Raw genomic sequence first — 23,413 nt, forward strand, 5'->3', positions numbered from 1 at the left:
CCTCCCGCTCAACTGTCGATCATCGGTTTACCGCACCCTTCCCCGTCGACCGGGGGCGGGAACCTCTGCAGCCAGCATTCTGCGCAGGCATCCCAGGCAACGGGAACGCATCGGCCCCAGACTGCCCTGTGAGATACCCAACTCTCCTGCGATTTCCCGGTAGGTGGGGTCCTGTGGGTCGAGCATCGCGGTCAGCACCTTCGGGCAGCGGCCGGGTGTCCTGGTGACGGCGGCGCGCAGGGTGCGACGGCCCTCGGCGACCAGCAGGGAGTGCTCCGGGGAGCCCTCGGGCACGGCGCCGCCCGGTTCGTGCACGGGTTCGTCCCGGTAGGGGCGTTCGCGGTCGTGGGTCCTGCGGGCGCGGCGCGCCTCCGCGCGGACGGCGCGGCGCAGCCATTCGGCGGGCCGCTCGGGTGCGGTGCCGGTCTCCCGGAGCTGCTCCAGGAGGCGCAGCCAGACGGCCTGTTCGAGGTCGCCCGGGTCGACACCGGCGGCCGGGGCCTCGGCGTCGGACTCGGCGGAGAGCAGCGGGGCGAGGGCGGCGAGGAGGCCGGGGGCGTGGGCTTCCGCGGCGGGGATGGTCTCGGGGGTGGTCTCGGGGGTGGTCATGACCGGCACGATGCCGGGGCGTCCGGCCGCGGTTGCGGGGCGGGGCGTAAACCACCCGGGAGGGGGTCGTACGAGCCGTACGGCCCCCTCCTTCGGAGCGGTCGGGCGATCGGTCAGTCGCGGGCGGTGAGGTCCTGGGCCGCGAGCAGGGCGGTGTCCGGGTTGTCGGAGAAGATGCCGTCGATCCCCGTCCCCAGGTACCGCTTGAGGGCGCCGAAGGCGTCGCCGTACGCCGTCGGGTCCGTGCCCTTGCGGAAGTCCGCGGGCAGGAAGGTGTTCTCGTTGCGGTGCGTGTACGGGTGGAGGATCAGCCCCTCGGCGTGCGCGTCGCGGACCAGGGTGGTCGGGTCGCCGAGCCGGCCGGTCGCGTCCTTCGGGATGACCAGGTCGAGCGTGGGGCCGATGCCCTTGGCGTACGAGGCGATCCAGCGCAGGCCCTCGGGCGTGACCAGGTCGGCGACCGTGCGCGGGTCCCCGGCCTCGACGAAGTCCCAGGGGCGGCTGGTCGCGCCGGAGAGCAGGACGACGCCCGGGGCGTCCACGAGCTTCGCCAGGCGCTGGATGCTGCTGGGCTCGAAGGACTGGAGGAACACCGGGGAGTTCGCGCGGTGGCGTCCGTACCGGCGCAGGAGCTTCGCGAGCCGCTCCTCGAGGCCGAGGCCGAGGGAGCGGAAGTAGCTGGGGTGCTTGGTCTCGACGTGGAGCCAGATCTCGCGGCCCCGGCGGCGGCCCTCCTCCTCGGCCCAGATCAGGACCTCCTCGAAGGTGGGGACGGTCCAGCGGCCGTCGTAGAGGGTGTTCTCCTGGCGGGTGCCGGGGATGCGCTCCTTGGCCCGCAGCGTCTTGAGCTCGGCGAGCGTGAAGTCCTCGGTGAACCAGCCGGTGAGCGCGACGCCGTCGACGGTCTTGGTGGTCTTCCGGGACGCGAACTCGGGGTGGTCGGCGACGTCGGTGGTGCCGGTGATGTCGTTCTCGTGGCGGCAGACCAGGTGTCCGTCCCGGGTGGGGACGAGGTCCTGCTCGACGACGTGGGCGCCGAGGTCGAGGGCGTGCCGGTAGGAGCCGAGGGTGTGCTCGGGGCGGTAGCCGGCGGCGCCGCGGTGGCCGATGACGAGGGGGACGGGGAGGGAGCGGTAGCCGTGGCCGCGGCCGGGCGTGCGGTCCGTACCCAGGTCCGCCGTGGCGGCCTGCGCGGTGCCGGTGCCGGCGGCGAGGGCCGTGGAGGCGCCGAGGACGGTGGCGCCCGCCGCTCCGAGAACCGTCCGCCGTGCCGGGGTCCGGCGTTCGCCCTGGGTCATGAGGGATCCTCCTGTGTGAGCCGCGGTGTGATGTCCCGCACCTGTCAACTGTTGTCCCCGACGCTAGGCAGTGGGGCCCTACGGGCGGCAGACCTGGGCGGAACATGGCGGAAACACACGTCAACACTGCGTATCCACTCGGTGAACCCGATGTGCGCGTGAGGGTGACCCGCGAGTATCGTCGCCAGCTGCAGCCGTCGTCTCGACGGACTCGACCGACCCGCTTCCCACCGGAGGAACCGTTGTCCCGTCTCGCGATCATCAAGGCAGTGCTCGGGCCGGTCATGCGCCTGATGTTCCGCCCCCGCGTGGAGGGCGTCGAGAACATCCCCGGGACGGGTCCCGTGATCCTCGCGGGCAACCACCTGACCTTCATCGACTCGATGATCATGCCGATCTGCCTGGACCGTCCGGTCCACTTCATCGGCAAGGACGAGTACGTGACGGGCAAGGGCGTCAAGGGCCGGGCGATGGCCTGGTTCTTCACCAGCGTCGGCATGATCCCGGTGGACCGGGACGGCGGCCGCGGCGGTGTGGCGGCGCTGATGACGGGCCGCCGCGTCCTGGAGGAGGGCAAGATCTTCTCGATCTACCCGGAGGGCACCCGCTCCCCCGACGGCCGGCTGTACCGGGGCCGTACGGGCATCGCGCGGCTGACGCTGATGACCGGGGCGCCGGTGGTGCCGTTCGCGATGATCGGCACCGACAAGATCCAGCCGGGCGGTGCGGGCTTCCCGCGCCCGGGCCGGGTGACGGTCCGCTTCGGCGAGGCGATGGAGTTCTCGCGGTACGACGGGATGGACCGCGACCGGTACGTCCTGCGGGCGGTGACGGACTCGGTGATGGCCGAGGTGATGCGCCTGTCGGGGCAGGAGTACGTGGACATGTACGCCACGAAGGCGAAGGAAGCGGCGTAGCCGCGGTGCGGCATCGACGGGGGCGGCGTCCTGGACAGGACGCCGCCCCCGATCGCTCGCTGCTGCCTACTTCTCCAGCTTCTGGCCCCTGAGGAGGAACCAGGCGGCGACGGCCGTCACCAGGAGGACCGCCGCGCCGACGCCGGACGCGATCCGCAGGCCGTCGACGAAGGCCTCCTGGGCGGAGGCGACCAGGGCGGTCGCCGTCTCGGGGGCGAGGCCGCCGGAGGCCTCCACCGCGCCGCCGAGCGATTCGTGGGCGGCCGACGCGATGTCCGAGGGGACGCCGGCCGGAGTGGTGAAGCTCTGGTAGACGCCGGTCACGATGGAGCCGAGGATGGCGATGCCGAGCGCGGCGCCGAGCTCGTACGCGGTCTCGGAGACGGCGGAGGCGGCTCCGGCCTGCTCCTTCGGGACGCTGGAGAGGATCACGTCGGCGGTCACGGTGAAGGAGAAGCCCGCGCCCACGCCGACGACGAGCAGGGCCGCACCGAGCAGCGGGTAGCCGGTGTGCTGGTCGAGCGTCGTCAGGACGGCGAGGGAGATGCCGACCGCGGCGAGGCCGCCGGCCACCACGGACCGTACGGAGAAGCGGCGGGCCACGACACCGGCGACCAGACCGGCCGTCACGGCGCCGATCGCGGCCGGGAGTTCGGCGAGTCCGGCCTCCAGGGGCTGGCGGCCCTGGACCAGCTGGAAGAACTGGGACAGGAAGAACACCAGGCCGGAGAGGCCGAGGATGGTCAGCAGGTCGGCGAGTACGGCACCGGAGAAGCCGCGGTGGCGGAAGAGGTGCATGTCCAGGAGCGGCGCGGGCAGGGTCAGCTGCCTGCGGACGAACCAGGTCAGGGCGGCGACACCGATGACGGCGCCGGCACCGGCGTCGAGGGTCGGGCCGTGGGAGGCCAGTTCCTTGACGGCGTAGACGACTCCGATGACGCCGACGAGGGAGAGGGCGACGCTGGGGAGGTCCCAGGGGCCGGGGTTCGGGTTCTTCGACTCGGGGATCAGCTTGGCGCCGACGAGGACGAGGACGGCCATGACGGGCAGGTTGATGAGGAAGACCGAGCCCCACCAGAAGTGCTCCAGGAGGAATCCGCCGACGACCGGGCCGACGGCGGCGCCGGCCGAGGCCATGGCGCCCCAGATGCCGATGGCGAGGCTGCGCTCGCGCGCGTCGTGGAACAGGTTGCGGATGAGGGCCAGGGTCGACGGCATCAGGGTCGCGCCGGCGACGCCGAGGAGGGCGCGGGCGACGATCATCATCTCGGGGCTGGTCGCGTAGGCGTTCAGGACCGAGACGGCGCCGAAGGCGGTGGCACCGATCAGCAGGAGCTTCTTGCGGCCGATGCGGTCGCCGAGGCTGCCCATGGAGACGAGGAGTCCGGCGATGACGAAGGAGTAGACGTCGCCGATCCAGAGGAGCTGGGTTCCGGAGGGCTTGAGGTCCTCGGTGAGGAAGGGCGTGGCGAGGCCGAGCACCGTGGCGTCGACCGCCACGAGGAGGACGGCCAGGACGAGAACGGAGAGGGCGAGCCACCGGCCGGGGCGGCGCACGCCCTCGATATGGCTCTCGGTCCTGATGCTGTCGGTGGTCACTTCTCCACGCTCCTGCGCGCTCCGCCGAGCAGCAGCTCGACGATCATGTACTGGAAGTCCTTGGCGGCGACCCGGCCGTCCTGCACGGCCCAGGCGCCGGAACCGATGAGCCCGTAGAAGGCCTCGGTGAGCCAGGCGGGGGTCAGGTCGATGCGGAAGACGCCCTGTTCCTGGCCGCGCCGGAAGAGCGCGGAGACGCGGGCGTCGAGGCGGGCCCAGCCCTCGTTCTGCTGGTCGCCCTCGAAGAGCTGGTTCTCGGTGACGAGGAACGACAGCAGGGGGGCGACGGGCTCGACCTCGGCGACGAGCCGCCGCACGGCCTCGTCGGCGGGCCCTTCCTCGGTGCGGGCCCGGTCGTGGGCCGCCTCCAGCTCCTGCAGCCCGAGCTCCTCGAGCGCCCGCACGAGGGCGTCCCGCCCGGCGAAGTGCCGGTGCAGCGTCGCCCGCCCGATCCCGGCGGCCCGCGCGACCTCGTCCATGGTGGCGGTCGCCTTCCGGGTGAGCAGGGCGGCGGCGGCTCGGAGCACCTGGGTGCGATCGACTGACATGAGACGACCATACACCCGATGAGACATCAATGTCTCATTCGATAAATCAATGCCTCATCAGGCGGGGAACGGAATGCTGTGATCATGGAGAAGCCGCTGCTGCTGATCGATGTCGACGGACCGCTGAATCCGTACGCGGCGCAGCGCGAGCGGCGTCCGGCGGGGTACACGACGCACCGGATGCGGCCCGGCGGCTGGTTCGGGACGAAGCCGCTGCGGGTGTGGCTCAACCCGGACCACGGGAGCGAGCTGCTCGCGCTGGCGGAGGCGTACGAGCTGGTGTGGGCGACGACCTGGAAGGGCGAGGCGAACGACTGGATCGGGCCCCGCCTCGGGCTGCCCGAGCTGCCGTTCGTCGACTGGCCGAAGATGCACGGGGCCGCCCCGCGCGGGACGTTCTGGAAGACCCAGTACATCCTGGAGTACGCGGCGGGGCGGCCGTTCGCATGGGTGGACGACGACATCACGCCGTACGACCACGAGTACGTGGAGCAGAAACACCTCGCCGCCGCCCTGCTGCTGCACGTCGATCCCCGGATCGGACTGATCCGACCGGACTTCGACGCGCTCGCGCAGTGGGCGGCGGCGCTGTGACGGACCGAGGGCTACTTCTTGGCCTCGGCCCAGGCGTGCTGGATCACCAGGTCCGCCTTGACCTCGACGAGCTGGGTGGCGACCGCCGAGGGAGCGGTGCCGCCGCGGCCGTTGCGGGAGGCGAGGGCACCGGGGACGTTGAGGACGGTGCGGACCTCGGGGGTGAGGTGCTCGGAGATCTTGGCGAACTGCTCGTCCGTGAGCCCGTCCAGCTCCTTGCCCTCGGACTCGGCGACCTTCACGCACTCGCCGGCCACCTCGTGCGCCACCCGGAACGGGACGCCCTGCTTGACCAGCCACTCGGCGATGTCGGTCGCGAGGGAGAAGCCGGCGGGGGCCAGCTCCTCCATGCGGTCGCGGTTGACCGTGAGGGTGGCCATCATGCCGGTGAAGGCGGGCAGCAGGATCTCCAGCTGGTCGCAGGAGTCGAAGACCGGCTCCTTGTCCTCCTGGAGGTCCCGGTTGTAGGCGAGCGGGAGGGCCTTGAGGGTGGCCATCAGGCCGGAGAGGTTGCCGATGAGGCGGCCGGACTTGCCACGGGCCAGCTCGGCGATGTCGGGGTTCTTCTTCTGCGGCATGATCGACGAGCCGGTGGAGAAGGCGTCGTGGAGGGTCACGAAGGAGAACTCCTTCGTGTTCCAGATGATGATCTCCTCGGCGATCCGCGAGAGGTTCACGCCGATCATCGCCGTGATGAAGGCGAACTCGGCGACGAAGTCACGCGACGCCGTCCCGTCGATCGAGTTGCCGACCGAGCCCCGCTCGAAGCCGAGGTCCTTCGCCACCGCCTCCGGGTCGAGCCCGAGCGAGGAACCCGCGAGGGCGCCGGAGCCGTACGGGGAGACGGCCGTCCGGGTGTCCCACTGCCGCAGCCGCTCGGCGTCCCGCGAGAGGGACTGGGCGTGGGCGAGCACGTGGTGGGCGAAGAGCACCGGCTGGGCGTGCTGGAGGTGCGTACGACCGGGCATGGCGACGTCCGGGTGGGCCTCGGCGAGGCCGACGAGGGCGTCCTGGAGGTCGGCGACGAGCCCGCCGATGATCCGGGCGTGGTCGCGCAGGTACATTCGGAAGAGGGTGGCGACCTGGTCGTTCCGGGACCGGCCCGCGCGCAGCTTGCCGCCGAGCTCGGCGCCGAGGCGCTCCAGGAGGCCCCGCTCCAGGGCGGTGTGGACGTCCTCGTCGGCGATGGTGCCGACGAAGGAGCCGTCCGCGACGTCCGCCTCCAGCTGATCGAGCCCGGCGATCATGCGGGTCAGCTCGTCCTCGGTGAGCAGGCCGGCCTTGTGCAGCACGCGCGCGTGGGCCCGGGAGCCGGCGATGTCGTACGGCGCGAGGCGCCAGTCGAAGTGCACCGAAGCGGAGAGCTTCGCCAGGGCCTCGGCGGGGCCGTCGGCGAACCGTCCGCCCCAGAGCCGGACGTCACCGTTGTTGCTGCTCACTGCTGCTCCTCGATCGAACGTGGGCGGATGACGCAAGGTCGACGTTGATAGGCATAACTATGCGGATGGCCGTATGTTTTGTCAATCGCCGTCCGTGGGCGGTGAAATTCGGGGGCGTCCCCCTCCACCCTGTCCCTACGCTCCGTCCATGGACGACACCCACACCGCAGCACCCACCCGACTGGCCGGGAGAACACCACTCACCTCGGCCATCGACACGTCGGACGCCGCCGCCTGGACGGGTCTCGACCTCGCCGTCCGACAGCTCGCCCGCACCCGCCCGTCCGCGCTGCCCACCCACGCATGGGCGACCGGCCGGCGCTTCCGGTGGCCGTGGGACGCACCCCTGCCCTCCTTCGACCTGTCGCGCCACCGCCCCGACGAGCCCGAACTCGCCGTCGCGCTCTGCCACTCCGACGGCCGGATACGCGAGGCGACCCTCCGGCGCGCGGCCGGCCTTCCCGCCCCCGACCTGCGGCCGCTGCTGCCCCTCGTGGCGATCCGCTGCGCGGACTGGGCGGAGGCCGTACGCGAGCCGGCACGCGGCCTGCTGCGAGCCGCGCTCCCGGGCGTCGGCCCCGACGCCATCGCCGTCCTGGCCCCCGTCGTCCTGCGGATCACGGACCGCCGGCACGGCGGGGCCGCCCGGACGATGCTGGAGACGGCACTCAGGGAAGGTCCGGGGCCCGTCCTCGATGCCGTCCTCGCGAGCACGGACCGGGCGAGCCGGCGCCTCGCGTACCGGATCGCGGCCGAGCGGCGGCACTTCTCCTCCGAGCGGTTCGCCGCGGCCGCGGCCGCCGACCCGGACGGGGTGGTCCAGGACATCTGCGCGGACGGCGCCGTCGCCGGGGTGGGCCCGGGAAGCGGGGACGAGGTCCTCGCCCCACTGCTGCGCTCCCCGTACTCCCGGGTGCGCGCGGCGGGCGTGACGGCGCTGCGCCGGGCCGGGCGCCCCGGGGAGGCCGAGGCGTTCCTCGCGGACCGGTCGCCCCTGGTGCGGGCGTGCGCGCGGTACGTGCTGCGGCAGTACGGCACCGAGGCCGCCCCGCTCTACCGGGCCCTGTGCGCGGGCGGGCCGGTGCCCCCGGCCGCGCCCCTCGGACTCGCCGAGTGCGGCGCGCGCGACGACGTCGCCCTGCTGTGGGGCCTCACGGAGCACCCGCACCCCGGCGTGCGCGCCCACGCCGTGGCCGGACTGCGCGTCCTGGACGCGACGGACTCGGCGCGTCTGACGCCGCTCCTCGACGACCCGGCGCCCGGGGTCGTACGGGAGACGACGGCCGCCCTCGCTCCGTACGCGCACCGGCTGCCGGTCGAGCGGCTGCGGGCGCGGCTCGGTACGGAACACCCCCGGCACGTGCGCGTGGCGGCGTTCCGGCTGCTGATCGCACACGGCGGCCCGGACCTTCGGGAGGTCGCCTGGTCGCTGATCGACGACGCCGAGCCGAAGCTGCGCGCCAACTCCCGGGCACTGCTCCGGAACTGACGTCCGACCGACCAGATCCGGGTGGGAGAGAATCAGGCCATGGCAAAAACGTATGAGCGTATCGACGGACGACTCCGGACCTTCATCGAGGACCAGCCGGTCTTCTTCACCGCGACCGCGCCGCTCGCCGGCGACGGACACGTCAACCTCTCCCCCAAAGGCCGCAGGGGCACGCTCGTCGTGCTCGACGAACTGACGCTCGCCTACATCGACTTCGGTGGCAGCGGTGCCGAGACGATCGCGCATCTGCGGGAGCCGGGGAACGGGCGGATCACCCTGATGTGGACCGCGTTCTCCGGCCCGCCGACCGTGGTGCGGGTGCACGGGACCGGGGAGGCCGTGCTGCGGGACGATCCTCGGTGGGGCGAGCTGTACGCGCGGTTCCCGGCCGAGGCCGTCGAGGGCCAGGGCAGCGCGCGGGCGATCGTCCTCGTGCACGCGCGGCGGATCAGCGACGCGTGCGGGTTCGCCGTCCCGCTGATGGAGTACCGGGAGGACCGGACGCTGCACGCCGAGTACTTCAACCGGAAGACGGACCAGGAGTTCAGCGACTACTGCGAGAGCAAGGACCACATCGCGACCAGCCTCGACGGGCTGCCCGGGCTGCCCCTCCCGCTGCCCCCGCTGCCCCCGCTGCCCGCCGAATAGCCCCGTACGACGGGCGGGGACCCGTGCGCGGTCCTAGCGTCGCGACATGCGCACCCTCATCGTCCTCGGCGCCGCCCTGCTCTCCTGCCTGGGCGCCGCGCCCGCCCCCGTACCGCTGCCCGAGCGGATGGCCGACACCGGCGGGGGTTCCCAGCTGATCACCGCCGAGGCCGCGGAGCCGGGCGCCACCACGGGGACGCTGACCTGGTGGGACCGGAAGGACGGACGGTGGGTCGCCGCGGGGTCCGCGCCCGCGCGGTTCGGGGCGAGCGGGCTCGCCGAGGGCGCCTCGCGCCGCCAGGGCACGAACACGACGCCCACCGGGCTCTACCGGCTGCCGTACGCCTTCGGGGTGCGGGCGAGGCCCGCCGGGACCCGCTTCCCGTACGCCCGGATCACCGAGCGGTCCTGGTGGTGCCAGGACAACGCCTCCCGCGCGTACAACCGCTGGGTCGAGGGGCTGCCCCGGGACTGCCGGGCCGCCGAGTCCGAGCATCTCGCCTCGTACGGCACGCAGTACGCGTACGCGCTCGTCATCGGCTTCAACTACGAGCGTCCGGTGCGCGGGCGCGGGGCCGGGATCTTCCTGCACGTCGACGGACGCGGCGCGACGGCCGGTTGCGTCTCCGTGCCGGCCGACGCGATGCGCGCGGTCCTCGCCTGGGCGGATCCCGTACGCCGACCGCACATCGCCGTCGGAACGCGGGGCGGTCCGACGGCGATCACGCGGTACTGAGCCCGAAGGCTACTTCTGGGCCAGCTTCAGGAGGTGGTCGGCGAGCGCCTGCCCGCCGGCCGGGTCGCGGCTGATGAGGAGCAGGGTGTCGTCGCCCGCGATGGTGCCGAGGATGGCGTGGAGTTCGGCCTGGTCGATGGCGGAGGCGAGGAACTGTGCGGCACCCGGCGGGGTCCGCAGCACCACCAGGTTGGCGGAGGCCTCGGCGGAGATCAGCAGTTCGCCGGAGAGGCGGCGCATGCGCTCCTCCTTGGCGGACTCGCCGAGCGGCGCCTGCGGGGTGCGGAAGCCGCCCTCGCTGGGCACCGCGTAGATCAGCTCGCCGCCCGTGTTGCGGATCTTCACCGCGCCGAGCTCGTCGAGGTCGCGGCTGAGCGTCGCCTGGGTGACGCTCAGTCCGTCGTCCGCGAGGAGCTTGGCGAGCTGGCTCTGCGACCGCACCGGCTGCCGGTTGAGGATGTCGACGATCCTGCGGTGGCGTGCGGTGCGGGTCTGCGGAACGGACGGCCCGCCGTGCTCGTTCTCCTGCGCGTCGGTCATCGTCGTCTCATTCTCCGGTTCGTCCTTGCCCGTTCGCCTCGTCCAGGACCCCGGGCAGCGCCTGGAGGAAGGCGTCCGCCTCGGCGTCGGTGAGGACCAGCGGAGGCATGATCCGTACGACGTCGGGGGCGGGCGCGTTCACCAGGAGGCCCGCGTCCTGGGCCGCCTGCTGCACCTGGGGTGCGAGGGGCCCGGTGAGCACGATACCCAGCAGGAGGCCGGCACCACGGACGTGGGAGACCAGCGGGTGCCCCAGACCCTCGATTCCCTGGCGCAGCCGCTCCCCCACCGACTTCACGTGGTCGAGGGCGGCGTCGGCCGCGAGGGTGTCCAGGACGGCGAGTCCGGCGGCGCAGGCGACCGGGTTGCCGCCGAAGGTCGTGCCGTGGTGGCCGGGCGCGAAGAGCTCCGCGGCCTCGCCGAAGGCGACGGTCGCGCCGAGCGGGAGGCCGCCGCCGAGGCCCTTGGCGAGGGTCACCACGTCCGGCTCGACGCCGTCGTGGGCCTGGTGCTCGAACCAGTGGCCGCAGCGGCCGATGCCGGTCTGCACCTCGTCGAGGACGAGCAGGGTGCCGGTGGCGCGGGTGATCTCCCGGGCGGCCTTCAGGTAGCCGGCGGGCGGGACGACGACGCCGTTCTCTCCCTGGATGGGCTCGATGATGACGAAGGCGGTGTCCTCGGTGACCGCGGCCCGCAGCGCCTCCACGTCCCCGTACGGGACGTGGGTGACGTCGCCGGGGAGCGGCAGGAAGGGGGTCTGCTTGCCGGGCTGGCCGGTGAGCGCCAGGGAGCCCATGGTGCGGCCGTGGAAGCCGCCGTCGGTGGCGACCATGTGGGAGCGGCCGGTGAGTCGGCCGATCTTGAACGCGGCCTCGTTGGCCTCGGCCCCGGAGTTGCAGAAGAAGACCTTGCCGGGCCGGCCGAAGAGGCCCAGGAGCCGCTCGGCGAGGGCGACGGGCGGTTCGGCGACGAAGAGGTTGGAGACGTGGCCGAGGGACGCGATCTGCCTCGACACGGCGTCGACGACCGCCGGGTGGGCGTGGCCGAGGGCGTTGACCGCGATGCCGCCGACGAAGTCGAGGTACTCCTTGCCGTCGGCGTCCCAGACCTTGGCGCCCTCGCCGCGGACGAGCGGCAGCCGGGGGGTGCCGTAGTTGTTCATGAGCGAGCCCTGCCACCGCTGGGTCAGCTCGGTGTTGCCGGTCATCAGTCCCCCTGTCCGTCCGGCACGACCATCGTGCCGATGCCCTCGTCGGTGAAGATCTCCAGCAGGATGGAGTGCTGGACTCGGCCGTCGATGACGCGGGCCGTGGTGACCCCGTTGCGTACGGCGTGCAGGCAGCCCTCCATCTTGGGGACCATGCCGCTGGAGAGGTCGGGCAGGAGCTTCTCCAGCTGGGTCGCGGTGAGCCTGCTGATGACCTCGTCGCTGTTCGGCCAGTCCTCGTAGAGGCCTTCGACGTCGGTCAGGACCATCAGGGTCTCGGCACCCAGCGCCGCAGCGAGTGCCGCAGCCGCCGTATCAGCATTGACGTTGTAGACATGTCCGTCGTCCTGGGAGCGGGCGATGGAGGAGATGACCGGGATACGGCCGTCCTCCAGGAGCGCCTCGATGGCTCCGGTCTCTATGGCGGTGATCTCGCCGACCCGGCCGATGTCGACCCGCTCGCCGTCGATGACCGGCTGGTGCTTGGTGGCGGTGATGGTGCGGGCGTCCTCGCCGGTCATGCCGACGGCGAAGGGGCCGTGCTGGTTGAGCAGTCCGACGAGCTCGCGCTGGACCTGGCCGGCGAGCACCATCCGCACGACGTCCATGGCCTCGGGGGTGGTGACCCGCAGACCGGCCTTGAACTCGCTGACCAGGCCGGCCTGGTCGAGGGCGCGGTTGATCTGGGGGCCGCCGCCGTGCACCACGACCGGCTTGAGGCCGGCGTGCCGCAGGAAGACGACGTCCTGGGCGAAGGCGGCCTTGAGGTCCTCGTCGATCATGGCGTTGCCGCCGAACTTGATGACGACGGTCTTGCCGTGGTGGCGGGTCAGCCAGGGCAGGGCCTCGATGAGGATCTGCGCCTTCGGGAGGGCGGTGTGCTTCCGCGCGGTGTTGCTCATGACGAGTACGCGCTGTTCTCGTGGACGTAGTCGGCGGTGAGGTCGTTCGCCCAGATGACGGCGGACTCGGTGCCGGCGGCGAGGTCGGCGGTGACGACGACCTCCCGGTAGCGCATGTCGACCAGGTCGCGGTCCTCGCCGACGGAGCCGTTCTTGCAGACCCAGACGCCGTTGATGGCGACGTTCAGCTGGTCCGGCTCGAAGGCGGCGGACGTGGTGCCGATGGCGGAGAGCACCCGGCCCCAGTTGGGGTCCTCGCCGTGGATGGCGCACTTGAGGAGGTTGTTGCGGGCGATGGAGCGGCCCACCTCGACGGCGTCGTCCTCGCTCGCGGCGTTGATCACCTCGATGCGGATGTCCTTGCTGGCGCCCTCGGCGTCGCCGATGAGCTGGCGGGCGAGGTCGTCGCAGACGGCCCGTACGGCCTCGGCGAACTCGTCCTGCTCCGGGGTGACTCCGGCGGCGCCGGAGGCGAGGAGGAGGACGGTGTCGTTGGTGGACATGCAGCCGTCGGAGTCGACCCGGTCGAAGGTGAGCCGGGTGGCGCTGCGCAGGGCGGCGTCGAGGCCCTTGGCGTCGACGTCGGCGTCGGTGGTGAGGACGACGAGCATGGTGGCGAGGCCCGGGGCGAGCATGCCCGCGCCCTTGGCCATGCCGCCGACGGTCCAGCCGTCCTTGGTGACGACCGCGGTCTTGTGGACGGTGTCGGTGGTCTTGATGGCGATGGCGGCCTTCTCGCCGCCGTGCTCGGAGAGTTCGGCGGCGGCGGTCTCGACGCCGGGGAGCAGCTTGTCCATGGGGAGCAGGACGCCGATGAGGCCGGTGGAGGCGACGGCGACCTCGCCGGCGCCGACCTCCGTGCCCCGCTCGCTCAGGACTTCGGCGACCTTCTCGGCGGTGGCGTGGGTGTCCTGGAAGCCTTTGGGGCCGGTGCAGGCGTTGGCGCCGCCGGAGTTGAGGACGACGGCGGTCAGCTCGCCGTCGGCGAGGACCTGCTGGGACCAGACGACCGGGGCGGCCTTGACGCGGTTGGAGGTGAAGACTCCCGCGGCGGCGCGGCGGGGCCCGGTGTTGACCACGAGGGCCAGGTCCGGGTTGCCGTTCTGCTTGATCCCGGCCGCGATGCCCGCGGCCGTGAATCCCTTCGCTGCGGTGACGCTCATGGAGCGACTCCAATCGTGGAGAGTCCGGTGTCCTCGGGCAGCCCGAGGGCGATGTTCATGCTCTGCACCGCGCCGCCGGCGGTGCCCTTGGTGAGGTTGTCGATGGCGCTGATGGCGATGATCCGGTTCGCGTTCGCGTCGTACGCGACCTGCACCTGAACGGCGTTGGAACCGTAGACGGACGACGTCGCCGGCCACTGGCCCTCGGGCAGCAGGTGGACGAAGGGCTCGTCCGCGTAGGCCTTCTCGTACGCGGTGCGTACGGACTCGTCGGTGACGCCGGGCTTCGCGGTGGCCGTGCAGGTGGCGAGGATGCCGCGGGGCATCGGGGCCAGGGTGGGCGTGAAGGAGACGGTGACCCGCTCCCCCGCCGGTCCGCTGAGGTTCTGGATCATCTCGGGCGTGTGGCGGTGGCCGCCGCCGACGCCGTACGGGGACATGCTGCCCATGACCTCGCTGCCGAGCAGGTGCGGCTTGAGGGCCTTGCCGGCGCCGGAGGTGCCGGAGGCGGCGACGATCACGGCCTCGGGCTCGGCGAGACCGGCCGCGTACGCCGGGAAGAGGGCGAGCGAGACGGCCGTCGGGTAGCAGCCGGGGACCGCGACGCGCTTGGACCCCTCCAGGGCGGCGCGGGCACCCGGCAGTTCGGGGAGGCCGTAGGGCCAGGTCCCGGCGTGCGGGGAGCCGTAGTACGTCTCCCAGTCGGCCGGGTCCTTGAGGCGGAAGTCGGCGCCCATGTCGACGACGAGCACGTCGGGCCCGAGCTGCTCGGCGACGGCGGCGGACTGGCCGTGCGGCAGCGCGAGGAAGACCACGTCGTGTCCGGCGAGCTCCTCGGCGGTGGTGGGCGCGAGGACGCGGTCGGCGAGCGGGAGCAGGTGGGGCTGGAGGGCCCCGAGTCGCTGTCCGGCGTTGGAGTGGCCGGTCAGCGTCCCGATCTCCACGTGGGGGTGGGCGATGAGGAGACGCAGGAGCTCCCCGCCCGCGTATCCGCTCGCACCCGCCACTGCTACTCGTACCGTCATCGAAACCCTCCTCATGGATGGCATGACTATACGTGTCGCCGAACTTTTATGCAACGATTCCGCGATCTACGCGCCGCCGGCGCCGGCCTGCACCTCCGGTCTACATCCGTTCGAAACGGGGCGCCCGTCGTGGCGGGGCCCGACGGGGCGCCCCGCGCGAGCGGGTCCGCGACCCCTCGCCGAACGTACGCTGCGGCGGGACGCGCGGGGAGCGGTGGACGGGGGAACTCATGGCGGCACATCACGCGGTGAACGGACTGGCGAGCAATCCGGCGGCTCCGGCCGACGTGCTGCTGCGGCTCCTCGCCCTGGACGACGACTGGATCGCGCGCCTGCCGTCCCGGCGCGGCGCGCGGCGCTGCCCGACAGCGTGGCCGAGGCCGTGCTCCATCACCCGCGCCGCCGGGTACGGACCGCGCTCGCGGACAGCGCAACAGCCACCCCCGAGCTGCGTGCCCGCCTCCTCGACGGCCCGGCGTCGGACGCCACGGCGGTCGCCGTCGGCCCGATCGCCCACCGGACCCCGGTGCCGCCGCTGCCCGACCGGGCGTACGAACGGCTGCTGAACCACGAACGCGGAATGGTCCGGTACGAGACGGTGCAGTCCGCCGGCACCCCGGCGCACGTGCTGGTGCCGCTCGCCGGCCACGAGGACCCGCTGTTCCGGGTGGCCGCCTGCCGTCGGGTCTGGAGCGAGCTCACCGACGAGGTACGCGCCGCGCTCCTCGGCGACGCGGACCCGGCGGTGCGCACGATGGCGTCCCTTCAGGTCATGCACGAGGACGAGGAGCGCACGGCCGAGCTCGTCGAGGCGCTCGCGGACTACCGGCGGCTCGGGGACGTGATGGAGCGGGGCCGGCTCGGGCGTCCGCTCGCCGAGCGCCTCCTCGGCGAAGGGGAGCGGCTCGCCCGACTCGCGTCGAACCCCACGTTCCCCTCCGATCTGGCGGCGGGGCTCGCCGGCCACGAGGCCCCCGCCGTGCGGCTCGCGGTCTCCGCCCGCCCCGAGCTGTCGGAGGAGGAGCGGGCCGCGATCGACTGGACGGTCCGCCCCGAGGACCGGCTCGACACCCTGCGGTGGGTGTGGGACGCGCGTGAGGACACGGACCTCCTGCGCCGCCGCGCGACATCCGCGCACACCTGGCTGCGGCGAAGCGCCGCGGTGTGCCCGAAGCTGCCGGAGGACTGCGTGGAGCCGCTGGCGGGCGACGCGGACTTCGCCGTACACCTGCTGCTCGCCGAGTTCCACCCGACGGCGCCGCCGGAGCTGCTGCTCGACCTGTTCCTGCACGGCACCCACAGGGCCGTCGGCTCACTGACCTCCCGGCCGCAGTTCCCGGCCGCGGGCCTCGCCGCGCGATTCGGGGACGCGTCGGAGCCGGAGGCCCGTCGGCCGGCCCTGCGCGATCCAGGCGCGACACCCGCACTCGCCGAACGGCTGAGCCGGGATCCGGCGGTACGGGTGCGGGAGGCGGCCGCGCTCGATCGGCGGCTTCCGGTGGCCCGACTGCTGGAACTGCCGGAGGATCCGAAGGTGGGATGGGCGGCCGCCCGCAATCCGCTGCTGCCGGTCCCGGAGATGAGGGCGCTCCTGGACCGGGCGGGCGTTCCCGGTCTCTGAGCGGCCGAGAGCCGCCTCCGGAAAACCACCCTTTGCATGACCATGCGCAATGATGCATACTCTTCCCATGTCCAAGGTCCTCACCTCCCTGCCCGCCGGCGAGCGCGTCGGCATCGCCTTCTCCGGCGGCCTCGACACGTCCGTCGCCGTCGCATGGATGCGCGACAAGGGCGCCATCCCGTGCACCTACACCGCCGACATCGGCCAGTACGACGAGCCCGACATCGCCTCGGTGCCCGGCCGCGCGAAGACCTACGGTGCCGAGATCGCGCGCCTGGTCGACTGCCGCGCCGCGCTGGTCGAGGAAGGCCTGGCCGCGCTCACCTGCGGCGCGTTCCACATCCGCTCGGGCGGCCGCGCCTACTTCAACACCACCCCGCTCGGCCGCGCCGTCACCGGCACGCTCCTCGTCCGGGCGATGCTCGAGGACAACGTCCAGATCTGGGGCGACGGCTCGACCTTCAAGGGCAACGACATCGAGCGGTTCTACCGCTACGGCCTGCTCGCCAACCCGCACCTGCGGATCTACAAGCCCTGGCTGGACGCGGACTTCGTGACCGAGCTCGGCGGCCGCAAGGAGATGTCGGAGTGGCTGCTCGCCCACGACCTCCCCTACCGGGACAGCACCGAGAAGGCGTACTCCACCGACGCCAACATCTGGGGCGCCACCCACGAGGCGAAGACGCTGGAGCACCTGGACACGGGTGTCGAGACCGTCGACCCGATCATGGGCGTGAAGTTCTGGGACCCGTCGGTCGAGATCGCCACCGAGGACGTCACCATCGGCTTCGAGCAGGGCCGCCCGGTGTCGATCAACGGCAAGGAGTTCCACTCCGCCGTCGACCTGGTCATGGAGGCCAACGCCATCGGCGGCCGCCACGGCATGGGCATGTCCGACCAGATCGAGAACCGGATCATCGAGGCCAAGAGCCGCGGCATCTACGAGGCCCCCGGCATGGCGCTGCTGCACGCCGCGTACGAGCGCCTGGTCAACGCGATCCACAACGAGGACACCCTCGCCCAGTACCACAACGAGGGCCGCCGCCTCGGCCGGCTCATGTACGAGGGCCGGTGGCTGGACCCGCAGGCCCTCATGGTCCGCGAGTCGCTCCAGCGCTGGGTCGGCGCGGCCATCACCGGCGAGGTGACGCTGCGGCTGCGGCGCGGCGAGGACTACTCGATCCTCGACACCACGGGCCCGGCGTTCAGCTACCACCCGGACAAGCTGTCCATGGAGCGCACCGAGGACTCGGCCTTCGGCCCGGTGGACCGGATCGGCCAGCTCACCATGCGCAACCTCGACATCGCCGACTCCCGCGCCAAGCTGGAGCAGTACGCGGGCCTCGGCCTGATCGGCACCGGCAGCCCCACCATCGGTGCCGCCCAGGCGGCCGCGACCGGACTGATCGGCACCATGCCGCAGCTGCCCGAGGGCGGCGCCGAGGCCATCGCCTCCCGCGGCGAGGTCTCCGAGGACGAGGAGATGCTGGACCGGGCCGCGATGGAGTTCGGCACGGACTGACGCCCCACGTGAGAGGCCGGTTCGACACCTTCGTGTCGGACCGGCCTTTCCGCTGTTCGGAGCGGTTCGCACGGGTCGCTGCGGGCCCGATACCGTCTGCGCGAAACGACGTGGGGCGCGCCGTCGGGGCGGGCCCGGGGTGGGGAGTACGGCATGACGGAGACGGCACACGCGGTCCGGACGGCGCGGGAAGACTGCCCCGAGTGCGGGGAGCACCTGGCCGACGGCGGGCGGTACGTCACCTGGTGCACCGTGTGCGACTGGAACGTGGACCCCGAGGTGCGGGACGAGACACCGCCGGGGCGGATCGAGAGACTCCGCCGGCGGCTCGCGGAGCGGTACGGGGAGCAGCTCATCGCCGATCTTGCCGCCTCGGGCGACCTCGCAGCGTCTGGCAGCCCTGCAGCCTCTGGCGGCCTTTCGGACCCGGCCGGTGTCGCGGACGCGGCGGGTGTCGCGGATCCGGCCGGCGGGACAGGGCCCGGCGCGGCGGGCGGCGGGACCGTCCGGCCTCGGCGTGGGGTGGCCGGCGGGCTCGCCGCGGCCCTTGCGGTGGCGGTCCACGGTGTGACCCTCGCCCTGCTCTCCGGCGGCCTCTGGCTGGTCGTCGCGGGATGGAGCACAGGCGTCCAGCCCGTGCTCGGCGCCCTTCTGATCGCCCTCGCCGTCGTGCTCCGGCCCCGGTTCAGCCGCCTCCCCAAGGACGAGAGCCACCGGCCGGTCCTGAGCCGTGCCGACGCGCCCCGGCTCTTCGCCCTGCTCGACGAGGTCGCCGGAACCGTCGGCACGACGGGCGTACGGGCCGTGGTCGTCGACGCCGACGTGAACGCGTCGGTCAGCACGTACGGCATCCGGCAGCACCGCGTGCTCCGCATCGGCCTCGGCCTGTGGCAGGTCCTCTCCCCGCAGGAACGGATCGCGCTTCTCGGCCACGAGTTCGGGCACTACGCCCACGGGGACACCCGCCACTCCCTCCTGGTCGGCAGTGCGTTCCATTCGCTCGCCACCTGGCGTTACACGCTCGCCCCGGCCCCGGCGCACACCCTGATGGAGCACTTCGTGAACCTGGTGACCGCGCTTCCCCGGCTGCTCGTCGAGGGCATCCTCATCCTTCTGGAGCACCTGACCCTGCGCGACTCGCAGCGCGCCGAGTACCTCGCCGACGCCTCCGCCGCCCGCACGGCGGGCACGGAGGCGGCGGCCGGACTGATGGACCGGCTCCTCGTCGCCGGGGACATCGCGGGCGAGCTGCGCCGGGAGTCCGTGGCTGCGCAGACCCGGATCGGTGGTGGCACGGCGGCGCGCCGGGAGGATCCGGCCGCGGGCCTGTGGGAGCGCCTGGCGGCGCATGCCGCGTCGATTCCGGAGCGCGAGTACGAGCGGCTGCGGCGGGTCGCCGAGCGGCGCGGTCACCAGGTGGACTCGACGCACCCGCCCACCCGTCTGCGGCGCCGCCTGCTGACGCGGGGCACACCTGGCGGAGCCCTGATCGTCCTGGACGAGGCGAGGACCTCGGAGGTCGACACGGAGCTCGCCGGGGCCATGCGGAGCGTGGCGCGGGAGTTCATCCGGCGCTGATCCGGCGGGCTCCCTGGTCGGCCGCTGCCGCATCCCTGCGGATCCCCGGCCCGGTCGCCGTCACGTCCGCGCATCTCCTCGGGCCGGTCGCTGTCACATACCGGCGGGTCCTCGCGTCAACGCGGTGAGGGAATCGAAGAGGAGTGAGGCGCCATGCACGACGACACGTTTCTGACCGCCCTGACCGGGCGGTTCGACGCCCACGAGGAGCAGCTGCGGGCCGTCGCCCTGCGGATCACGGGGTCGCCGGCCGAGGCCGAGGAAGCGCTCGCGGCGGCGCGGGCGGACCTCGGGCGGGACGACGGTGCGACGGTACGCGCCTTGCTGACGGCGGCCGTGGGGCAGGCGTGCGTACGGGGTCTCCAGGGACGGGGAGCGGAGGGGCGGTGGCGCGGCGGGCCCGAGGGGGCGGGACGGTCCGGGGGGTCTCTCCCGGACGGGGTCGGCTCCTTGTGGCTGGTGTTGCTCGTGATGCTGGAGCGGCTCGGGGACGAGGAGCGGCTCGCCTATGTCCTGCACGATCTGTTCGGGCTGCCCGCGCACGAGACCGCGCGGATCATCGGCGGCTCCCCCGACGCGGCCGCCCGGCTGGCCCGGCGGGCCCGGGAGCGGATCCGGGGAGGCGGGACGGCCTGCACCGAGGGCGAGCGGGGGCGGCAGCGCGCGGTGGTGGACCGCTTCCTGGCGGCCGCACGCGCGCGTGACGCCCGAGCGCTGGTGGCCGTCCTCGACCCGGACGTCGTCGCGTACTCCGAGGGCGGCCCGGTGCACGGGGTCGCGGCGGTCGCCGAGACGGCCGCCGCCTTCGCGCGGTGCGCGGACGTGTCGCGGGCCGCGTTGGTCGACGGGGCGGTCGGCGCGGTCGGGTTCGCCGCCGGCCGGCCGGTGTCGGCAGTCGCGGCCACCCTCCGCCGGGACCGGATCGTCACCGTGTCCCTGACCCTCGGGGAGGACCGGGTGCGCGCGCTCGACGTGGCCTTTCCCGACATCTGAGGCACGGGGAACCCCGAGCCTCACGTCGGGGTCAAGTCCGTGACGGGAGAGGGAGATCCCCGAGGGACGCCGCCGGCGGCTCGCTCTAGCCTGGAGGCATGATCATCGATGCGAAGACCCACGTACGGGTCGCCCGCCCTTCGCGGGACCTCGCCGCCGCCGAGCGGTTCTACGTCGACGGGCTCGGCCTCGCAGTCCAGTGGCGGAGCACCGAGCGGGTGCCCGGGAAGCACGACCTGCTCATGGTCGGACCCCCGGGCGGGGGCTGGCACTTCGAGCTGACCTTCGATCCCGAGCGCCCGATGGAACCCACGCCGACCGTCGACGACCTGTTCGTCGTCTACCTCGGCGCGCCCGTCGAGGAGGAGCAGGTGGAGCGGCTGCTCGCCGCCGGCGGGACGCGGGTGCCCTCGCACAACCCGTACTGGGACGAGTACGGCGTCACCGTCGCCGACCCCGACGGGTACCGGCTCGTGCTGTGCTCCCGGAGCTGGTCCATATGAACCGGTCCTCCGAACCGGCCGGCCGGACCGGTCGGTCGGACTAGTCCCTGCGCACCGCGCGCAGGACGACGAACTTCCGGTCGCTCGCGACGAGTTCGCTGTTGCCGAAGATCCGGCGGAGCGTGACGTGATAGCCGAGGTGCCGGTTGCCGATGACCCACAGCTCGCCGCCGGGCCGCAGCGCGCGCCGCGCGTCCGCGAACATCCGGCGGGCGGTGCGGTCGGTGGTGGCCTGGTGGCTGTGGAACGGCGGGTTGTTGAGGACGAGGTCCACCGAGCCGGGGGCGAGCTCGGTGAGCCCGTCGCCGACGAGGAACTCGGCCTTGCGGTCTGTGCCCACGTGGGCGCGGAAGTTCTCCTCGGCCGAGGCGACCGCCTGGTACGACTCGTCGGTGAAGACCAGTTCGGCCTCGGGTTCGTGGAGGGCGATGGCGAGGCCGACCACGCCGTTGCCGCAGCCCAGGTCGGCGACCCGGGCCCGGCCGAGGCCGCCGGGCAGGTTCGCGAGGAAGAAGCGGGTGCCGATGTCGAGGCGGTCGGCGCAGAAGACCCCGGCGTGGTTGGTGACGGTCAGTCCGGGCAGGCCGGGCGCGGGGGTGTCCGAGGGGAGGTCGTAGCGGTACGGCCACGGGTTCGGCCCGGGGTTGGCGGCCGGGTCGGGGGTGGTGAGGATGAGCCGGGCCTTCTTCACCGCGAGCGAGGTGCGGGTGGGGCCGAGGATCCGCTCGAAGAGCTTGAGCGTGGACGTGTGGATGTCCTTGACCATGCCGGCGCCGACGATCACCGTGCCCTCGTGCACGGCGGGTGCGAGCCGGTGCAGCTGGTCCTCCAGGAGCGCGAGGCTCTTGGGGACCCGGACGAGGAGCACGTCGATCCGCTCGGGCGGCGTGTCCTGGGTGGTGAGCAGCCGCACGGCGTCCGGGGCGGCCCCGGCGCGCGCGAGGTTGGCCCGGGTCGCCTGCTCGCCGAGATACGAGTCGGTGATCTGGACGAGTTCGCGGGGTCCGGCGGCCTGCAGCGCGGTGACGAGGGCTCCCCAGCGGTCGCCGAGGACGGTGACGGTGCCGGAGAGGTCGGTCCCGGCCTCGGCGAGGTGCCCGAGGAGGTACTCGTCGGACGCGTCCCAGGCGCGCAGCTGGTCGCGCGGGTCCTCGGGGAAGCGGGTCAGCGTGAAGGCGCCCCATGACGTGGTCAAACGGTTCATCGTGCTCTCAGGCTAGCCGGTCGGGACCGCCGGTTCCCGCCGCGGCGCCGGTCGGTGTGGAGATGCCGGTACGGGGCGGTGTCGAGGGCCGGCGTGGGGCGGGTGTCCCGGTGTCAGTGCAGGGCGGTGTCGAGGTGGAGGTGCCAGAGGCCGGGGCGGCCGGTGAGGGTGACGGTGGAGAGGGGGCGGACGTCCACGTTCCAGTAGGTGGCGGGTGGCGCCTTGAGGGCGTACACGAGGGCGGCCCGTACGACGGAGGGTTCGGCGACGGCGACGATGGAGCCGTCCTCGGCGGGGCGGGTGTCGAGCCAGTTCCCTATGCGGGTGATGAAGGCGAGGAGCGGTTCGCCGCCGTGCGGGGCCGAGCGGGCGTCGGTGAGCCACGCGTTGACGGCGGCCGGTTCGAGGGCCGCGACCTCGGCGAGGGTCAGGCCGCGCCAGCGGCCCATGTCGCAGTCGCGGAGCGCGGGCTGGGCGAGCGGCGCGTAGCCGAGGGCGGTGCCGGTGGCGCGGCTGCGCGGGGTCGGGGAGCAGTAGCGCAGTTCGGCCGCGCCGAGCGGGATGAGCGCGGGCGCGGCCTGCTGGACCTCGTACCAGCCGGCTTCGTCCAGCGGCCGGTCGTCGTCGAAGCGTTCGGCGAGCAGGGAGGAGCTGCGTGCCGCCGTGACGAGCGTCACCCGAAGACTCATGGCCGCGATCGTGAGGCCGGTGGCGCCGCTGGTCAAGGGGTCGATTGCAGGGACCGGAGGGGGCCGGGCTCACTGCTGTCCGAGAGCCATCCACTTGTCCGGATTCTGCAGTGGCGTGAAACCCACCTTCTCGTACACGCCGTGCGCGTCGGCGGTGGCGAGCATGATGCGGCGCAGTCCGTACGGGGCGAGGTGGTCGCGGACGGCGGTGACGAGCGCGGTGCCGAGGCCGGTGCCGCGGGCCGGGCGGTCGACGTAGACGTCGCAGAGCCAGGCGAAGGTGGCGTAGTCGGTGACGACGCGTGCGTAGGCGCTCATCTCGCCGGTCTCGCGGTGGTAGGCGCCGAGGTTCAGTGAGCCCGCGATGGCACTGTCCTGCTTTTCGCGAGGTCGGCCGAGGGCCCAGTAGGCGTCGGTGGAGAGCCAGTGGTGGACGCGGGCGGCGTCGATCCGGGTGGGGTCGGCTGAGATCTCGTACGCCCCGTGCATGACGGGGGTGCCGGGGGTGTCGGGGGTGGCGCTGTCGCTCATGGGCGAAGGCTTCCAGAGGGCCGGCGGGCTTGTCAGGTGAATTTGCCGTGGGCCAGGG

Annotated in this window: 23 protein-coding genes; 10 read left to right on the top strand and 13 right to left on the bottom strand. The window is 72.9% G+C overall.

The features are described from left to right. Positions 1-27: 27 nt before the first annotated feature. Complete coding sequence (locus ACFYX3_RS21025) at positions 28-609, bottom strand: sigma-70 family RNA polymerase sigma factor (RefSeq protein ID WP_389015423.1); 582 nt, start codon at positions 607-609, stop codon at positions 28-30. Between the two features lie 113 nt (positions 610-722). Next, a complete protein-coding gene (locus ACFYX3_RS21030; protein ID WP_389015426.1) occupies positions 723-1,907 on the bottom strand; it encodes a glycerophosphodiester phosphodiesterase in 1,185 nt (394 codons plus the stop codon). A 242-nt stretch (positions 1,908-2,149) separates the two neighbouring features. On the opposite strand from ACFYX3_RS21030, the gene ACFYX3_RS21035 reads away from it, so the two are divergent. Next, positions 2,150-2,824 (top strand): lysophospholipid acyltransferase family protein, encoded by a 675-nt coding sequence (locus ACFYX3_RS21035; RefSeq protein WP_376586038.1) that lies wholly within the window; start codon positions 2,150-2,152, stop codon positions 2,822-2,824. A gap of 66 nt (positions 2,825-2,890) precedes the next feature. Here ACFYX3_RS21035 and ACFYX3_RS21040 read toward each other — a convergent pair whose 3' ends face one another. Both ACFYX3_RS21040 and ACFYX3_RS21045 read right to left on the bottom strand, forming a co-directional pair. Next, a complete protein-coding gene (locus ACFYX3_RS21040) occupies positions 2,891-4,423 on the bottom strand; it encodes an MFS transporter (protein ID WP_389015429.1) in 1,533 nt (510 codons plus the stop codon). Beyond that, positions 4,420-4,971, bottom strand: coding sequence for a helix-turn-helix domain-containing protein (locus ACFYX3_RS21045; protein WP_352024497.1), 552 nt, complete (start codon positions 4,969-4,971; stop codon positions 4,420-4,422). Before ACFYX3_RS21045 ends, ACFYX3_RS21040 begins: the two co-directional genes overlap by 4 nt. A gap of 84 nt (positions 4,972-5,055) precedes the next feature. Here ACFYX3_RS21045 and ACFYX3_RS21050 point away from each other — a divergent pair, with 84 nt between their 5' ends. After that, positions 5,056-5,565, top strand: a complete 510-nt coding sequence (locus ACFYX3_RS21050) for an HAD domain-containing protein (RefSeq protein ID WP_389015433.1) — start codon at positions 5,056-5,058, stop codon at positions 5,563-5,565. Positions 5,566-5,576: 11 nt separating this feature from the next. Here ACFYX3_RS21050 and argH read toward each other — a convergent pair whose 3' ends face one another. Continuing rightward, entirely contained in the window at positions 5,577-7,004 is a 1,428-nt protein-coding gene (argH, locus tag ACFYX3_RS21055) for an argininosuccinate lyase (protein ID WP_376586047.1), read from the bottom strand. Between the two features lie 148 nt (positions 7,005-7,152). Here argH and ACFYX3_RS21060 point away from each other — a divergent pair, with 148 nt between their 5' ends. The 3 genes from ACFYX3_RS21060 to ACFYX3_RS21070 are packed head-to-tail and all read left to right on the top strand — an operon-like array spanning position 7,153 to position 9,877. After that, positions 7,153-8,493 (top strand): hypothetical protein, encoded by a 1,341-nt coding sequence (locus ACFYX3_RS21060; protein ID WP_389015436.1) that lies wholly within the window; start codon positions 7,153-7,155, stop codon positions 8,491-8,493. Between the two features lie 39 nt (positions 8,494-8,532). Beyond that, a complete protein-coding gene (locus ACFYX3_RS21065) occupies positions 8,533-9,141 on the top strand; it encodes a pyridoxamine 5'-phosphate oxidase family protein (RefSeq protein WP_389015439.1) in 609 nt (202 codons plus the stop codon). A 46-nt stretch (positions 9,142-9,187) separates the two neighbouring features. Next, a complete protein-coding gene (locus ACFYX3_RS21070; RefSeq protein ID WP_389015442.1) occupies positions 9,188-9,877 on the top strand; it encodes a L,D-transpeptidase in 690 nt (229 codons plus the stop codon). 9 nt (positions 9,878-9,886) lie between these two features. Here ACFYX3_RS21070 and ACFYX3_RS21075 read toward each other — a convergent pair whose 3' ends face one another. The 5 genes from ACFYX3_RS21075 to argC are packed head-to-tail and all read right to left on the bottom strand — an operon-like array spanning position 9,887 to position 14,714. Continuing rightward, entirely contained in the window at positions 9,887-10,417 is a 531-nt protein-coding gene (locus tag ACFYX3_RS21075; protein WP_030316147.1) for an arginine repressor, read from the bottom strand. A 7-nt stretch (positions 10,418-10,424) separates the two neighbouring features. After that, entirely contained in the window at positions 10,425-11,624 is a 1,200-nt protein-coding gene (locus tag ACFYX3_RS21080; RefSeq protein ID WP_382660220.1) for an acetylornithine transaminase, read from the bottom strand. Next, complete coding sequence (gene argB, locus ACFYX3_RS21085; RefSeq protein WP_116161945.1) at positions 11,624-12,526, bottom strand: acetylglutamate kinase; 903 nt, start codon at positions 12,524-12,526, stop codon at positions 11,624-11,626. The genes ACFYX3_RS21080 and argB overlap by 1 nt, the downstream gene beginning before the upstream one ends. Then, positions 12,523-13,689: a bifunctional glutamate N-acetyltransferase/amino-acid acetyltransferase ArgJ gene (argJ, locus tag ACFYX3_RS21090; protein ID WP_382660222.1), complete on the bottom strand. Its 1,167-nt coding sequence runs from the start codon at positions 13,687-13,689 to the stop codon at positions 12,523-12,525. Before argJ ends, argB begins: the two co-directional genes overlap by 4 nt. Next, the gene (gene argC, locus ACFYX3_RS21095; protein ID WP_389015447.1) at positions 13,686-14,714 is read right to left on the bottom strand and encodes an N-acetyl-gamma-glutamyl-phosphate reductase; all 1,029 of its coding nucleotides are present in this window, start codon (positions 14,712-14,714) and stop codon (positions 13,686-13,688) included. Before argC ends, argJ begins: the two co-directional genes overlap by 4 nt. Before the next feature lie 370 nt (positions 14,715-15,084). On the opposite strand from argC, the gene ACFYX3_RS21100 reads away from it, so the two are divergent. The 5 genes from ACFYX3_RS21100 (at position 15,085) to ACFYX3_RS21120 (ending at position 20,931) form a co-directional block, all read left to right on the top strand. Then, complete coding sequence (locus tag ACFYX3_RS21100) at positions 15,085-16,335, top strand: hypothetical protein (protein WP_389015450.1); 1,251 nt, start codon at positions 15,085-15,087, stop codon at positions 16,333-16,335. A gap of 67 nt (positions 16,336-16,402) precedes the next feature. Beyond that, entirely contained in the window at positions 16,403-17,857 is a 1,455-nt protein-coding gene (gene argG, locus ACFYX3_RS21105; RefSeq protein ID WP_359511648.1) for an argininosuccinate synthase, read from the top strand. Between the two features lie 153 nt (positions 17,858-18,010). After that, positions 18,011-19,435: a M48 family metallopeptidase gene (locus tag ACFYX3_RS21110; protein WP_389015454.1), complete on the top strand. Its 1,425-nt coding sequence runs from the start codon at positions 18,011-18,013 to the stop codon at positions 19,433-19,435. A gap of 153 nt (positions 19,436-19,588) precedes the next feature. Next, complete coding sequence (locus tag ACFYX3_RS21115; RefSeq protein ID WP_389015457.1) at positions 19,589-20,428, top strand: sigma factor-like helix-turn-helix DNA-binding protein; 840 nt, start codon at positions 19,589-19,591, stop codon at positions 20,426-20,428. A gap of 98 nt (positions 20,429-20,526) precedes the next feature. Beyond that, positions 20,527-20,931, top strand: coding sequence for a VOC family protein (locus tag ACFYX3_RS21120; RefSeq protein WP_382660232.1), 405 nt, complete (start codon positions 20,527-20,529; stop codon positions 20,929-20,931). A gap of 40 nt (positions 20,932-20,971) precedes the next feature. Here ACFYX3_RS21120 and ACFYX3_RS21125 read toward each other — a convergent pair whose 3' ends face one another. The 3 genes from ACFYX3_RS21125 to ACFYX3_RS21135 form a co-directional block, all read right to left on the bottom strand. Beyond that, on the bottom strand, positions 20,972-22,135 hold the full coding sequence (locus tag ACFYX3_RS21125) for a methyltransferase (protein ID WP_389015460.1): 1,164 nt from the start codon (positions 22,133-22,135) through the stop codon (positions 20,972-20,974). 113 nt (positions 22,136-22,248) lie between these two features. Beyond that, on the bottom strand, positions 22,249-22,824 hold the full coding sequence (locus tag ACFYX3_RS21130; RefSeq protein WP_116165627.1) for a histidine phosphatase family protein: 576 nt from the start codon (positions 22,822-22,824) through the stop codon (positions 22,249-22,251). 69 nt (positions 22,825-22,893) lie between these two features. Continuing rightward, positions 22,894-23,355: a GNAT family N-acetyltransferase gene (locus ACFYX3_RS21135; protein WP_376586081.1), complete on the bottom strand. Its 462-nt coding sequence runs from the start codon at positions 23,353-23,355 to the stop codon at positions 22,894-22,896. Between the last annotated feature and the right edge of the window lie 58 nt (positions 23,356-23,413).

The sequence above is a fragment of the Streptomyces sp. NPDC002463 genome, assembly GCF_042889835.1.
In the GTDB taxonomy this organism is placed as follows: domain Bacteria; phylum Actinomycetota; class Actinomycetes; order Streptomycetales; family Streptomycetaceae; genus Streptomyces; species Streptomyces nymphaeiformis.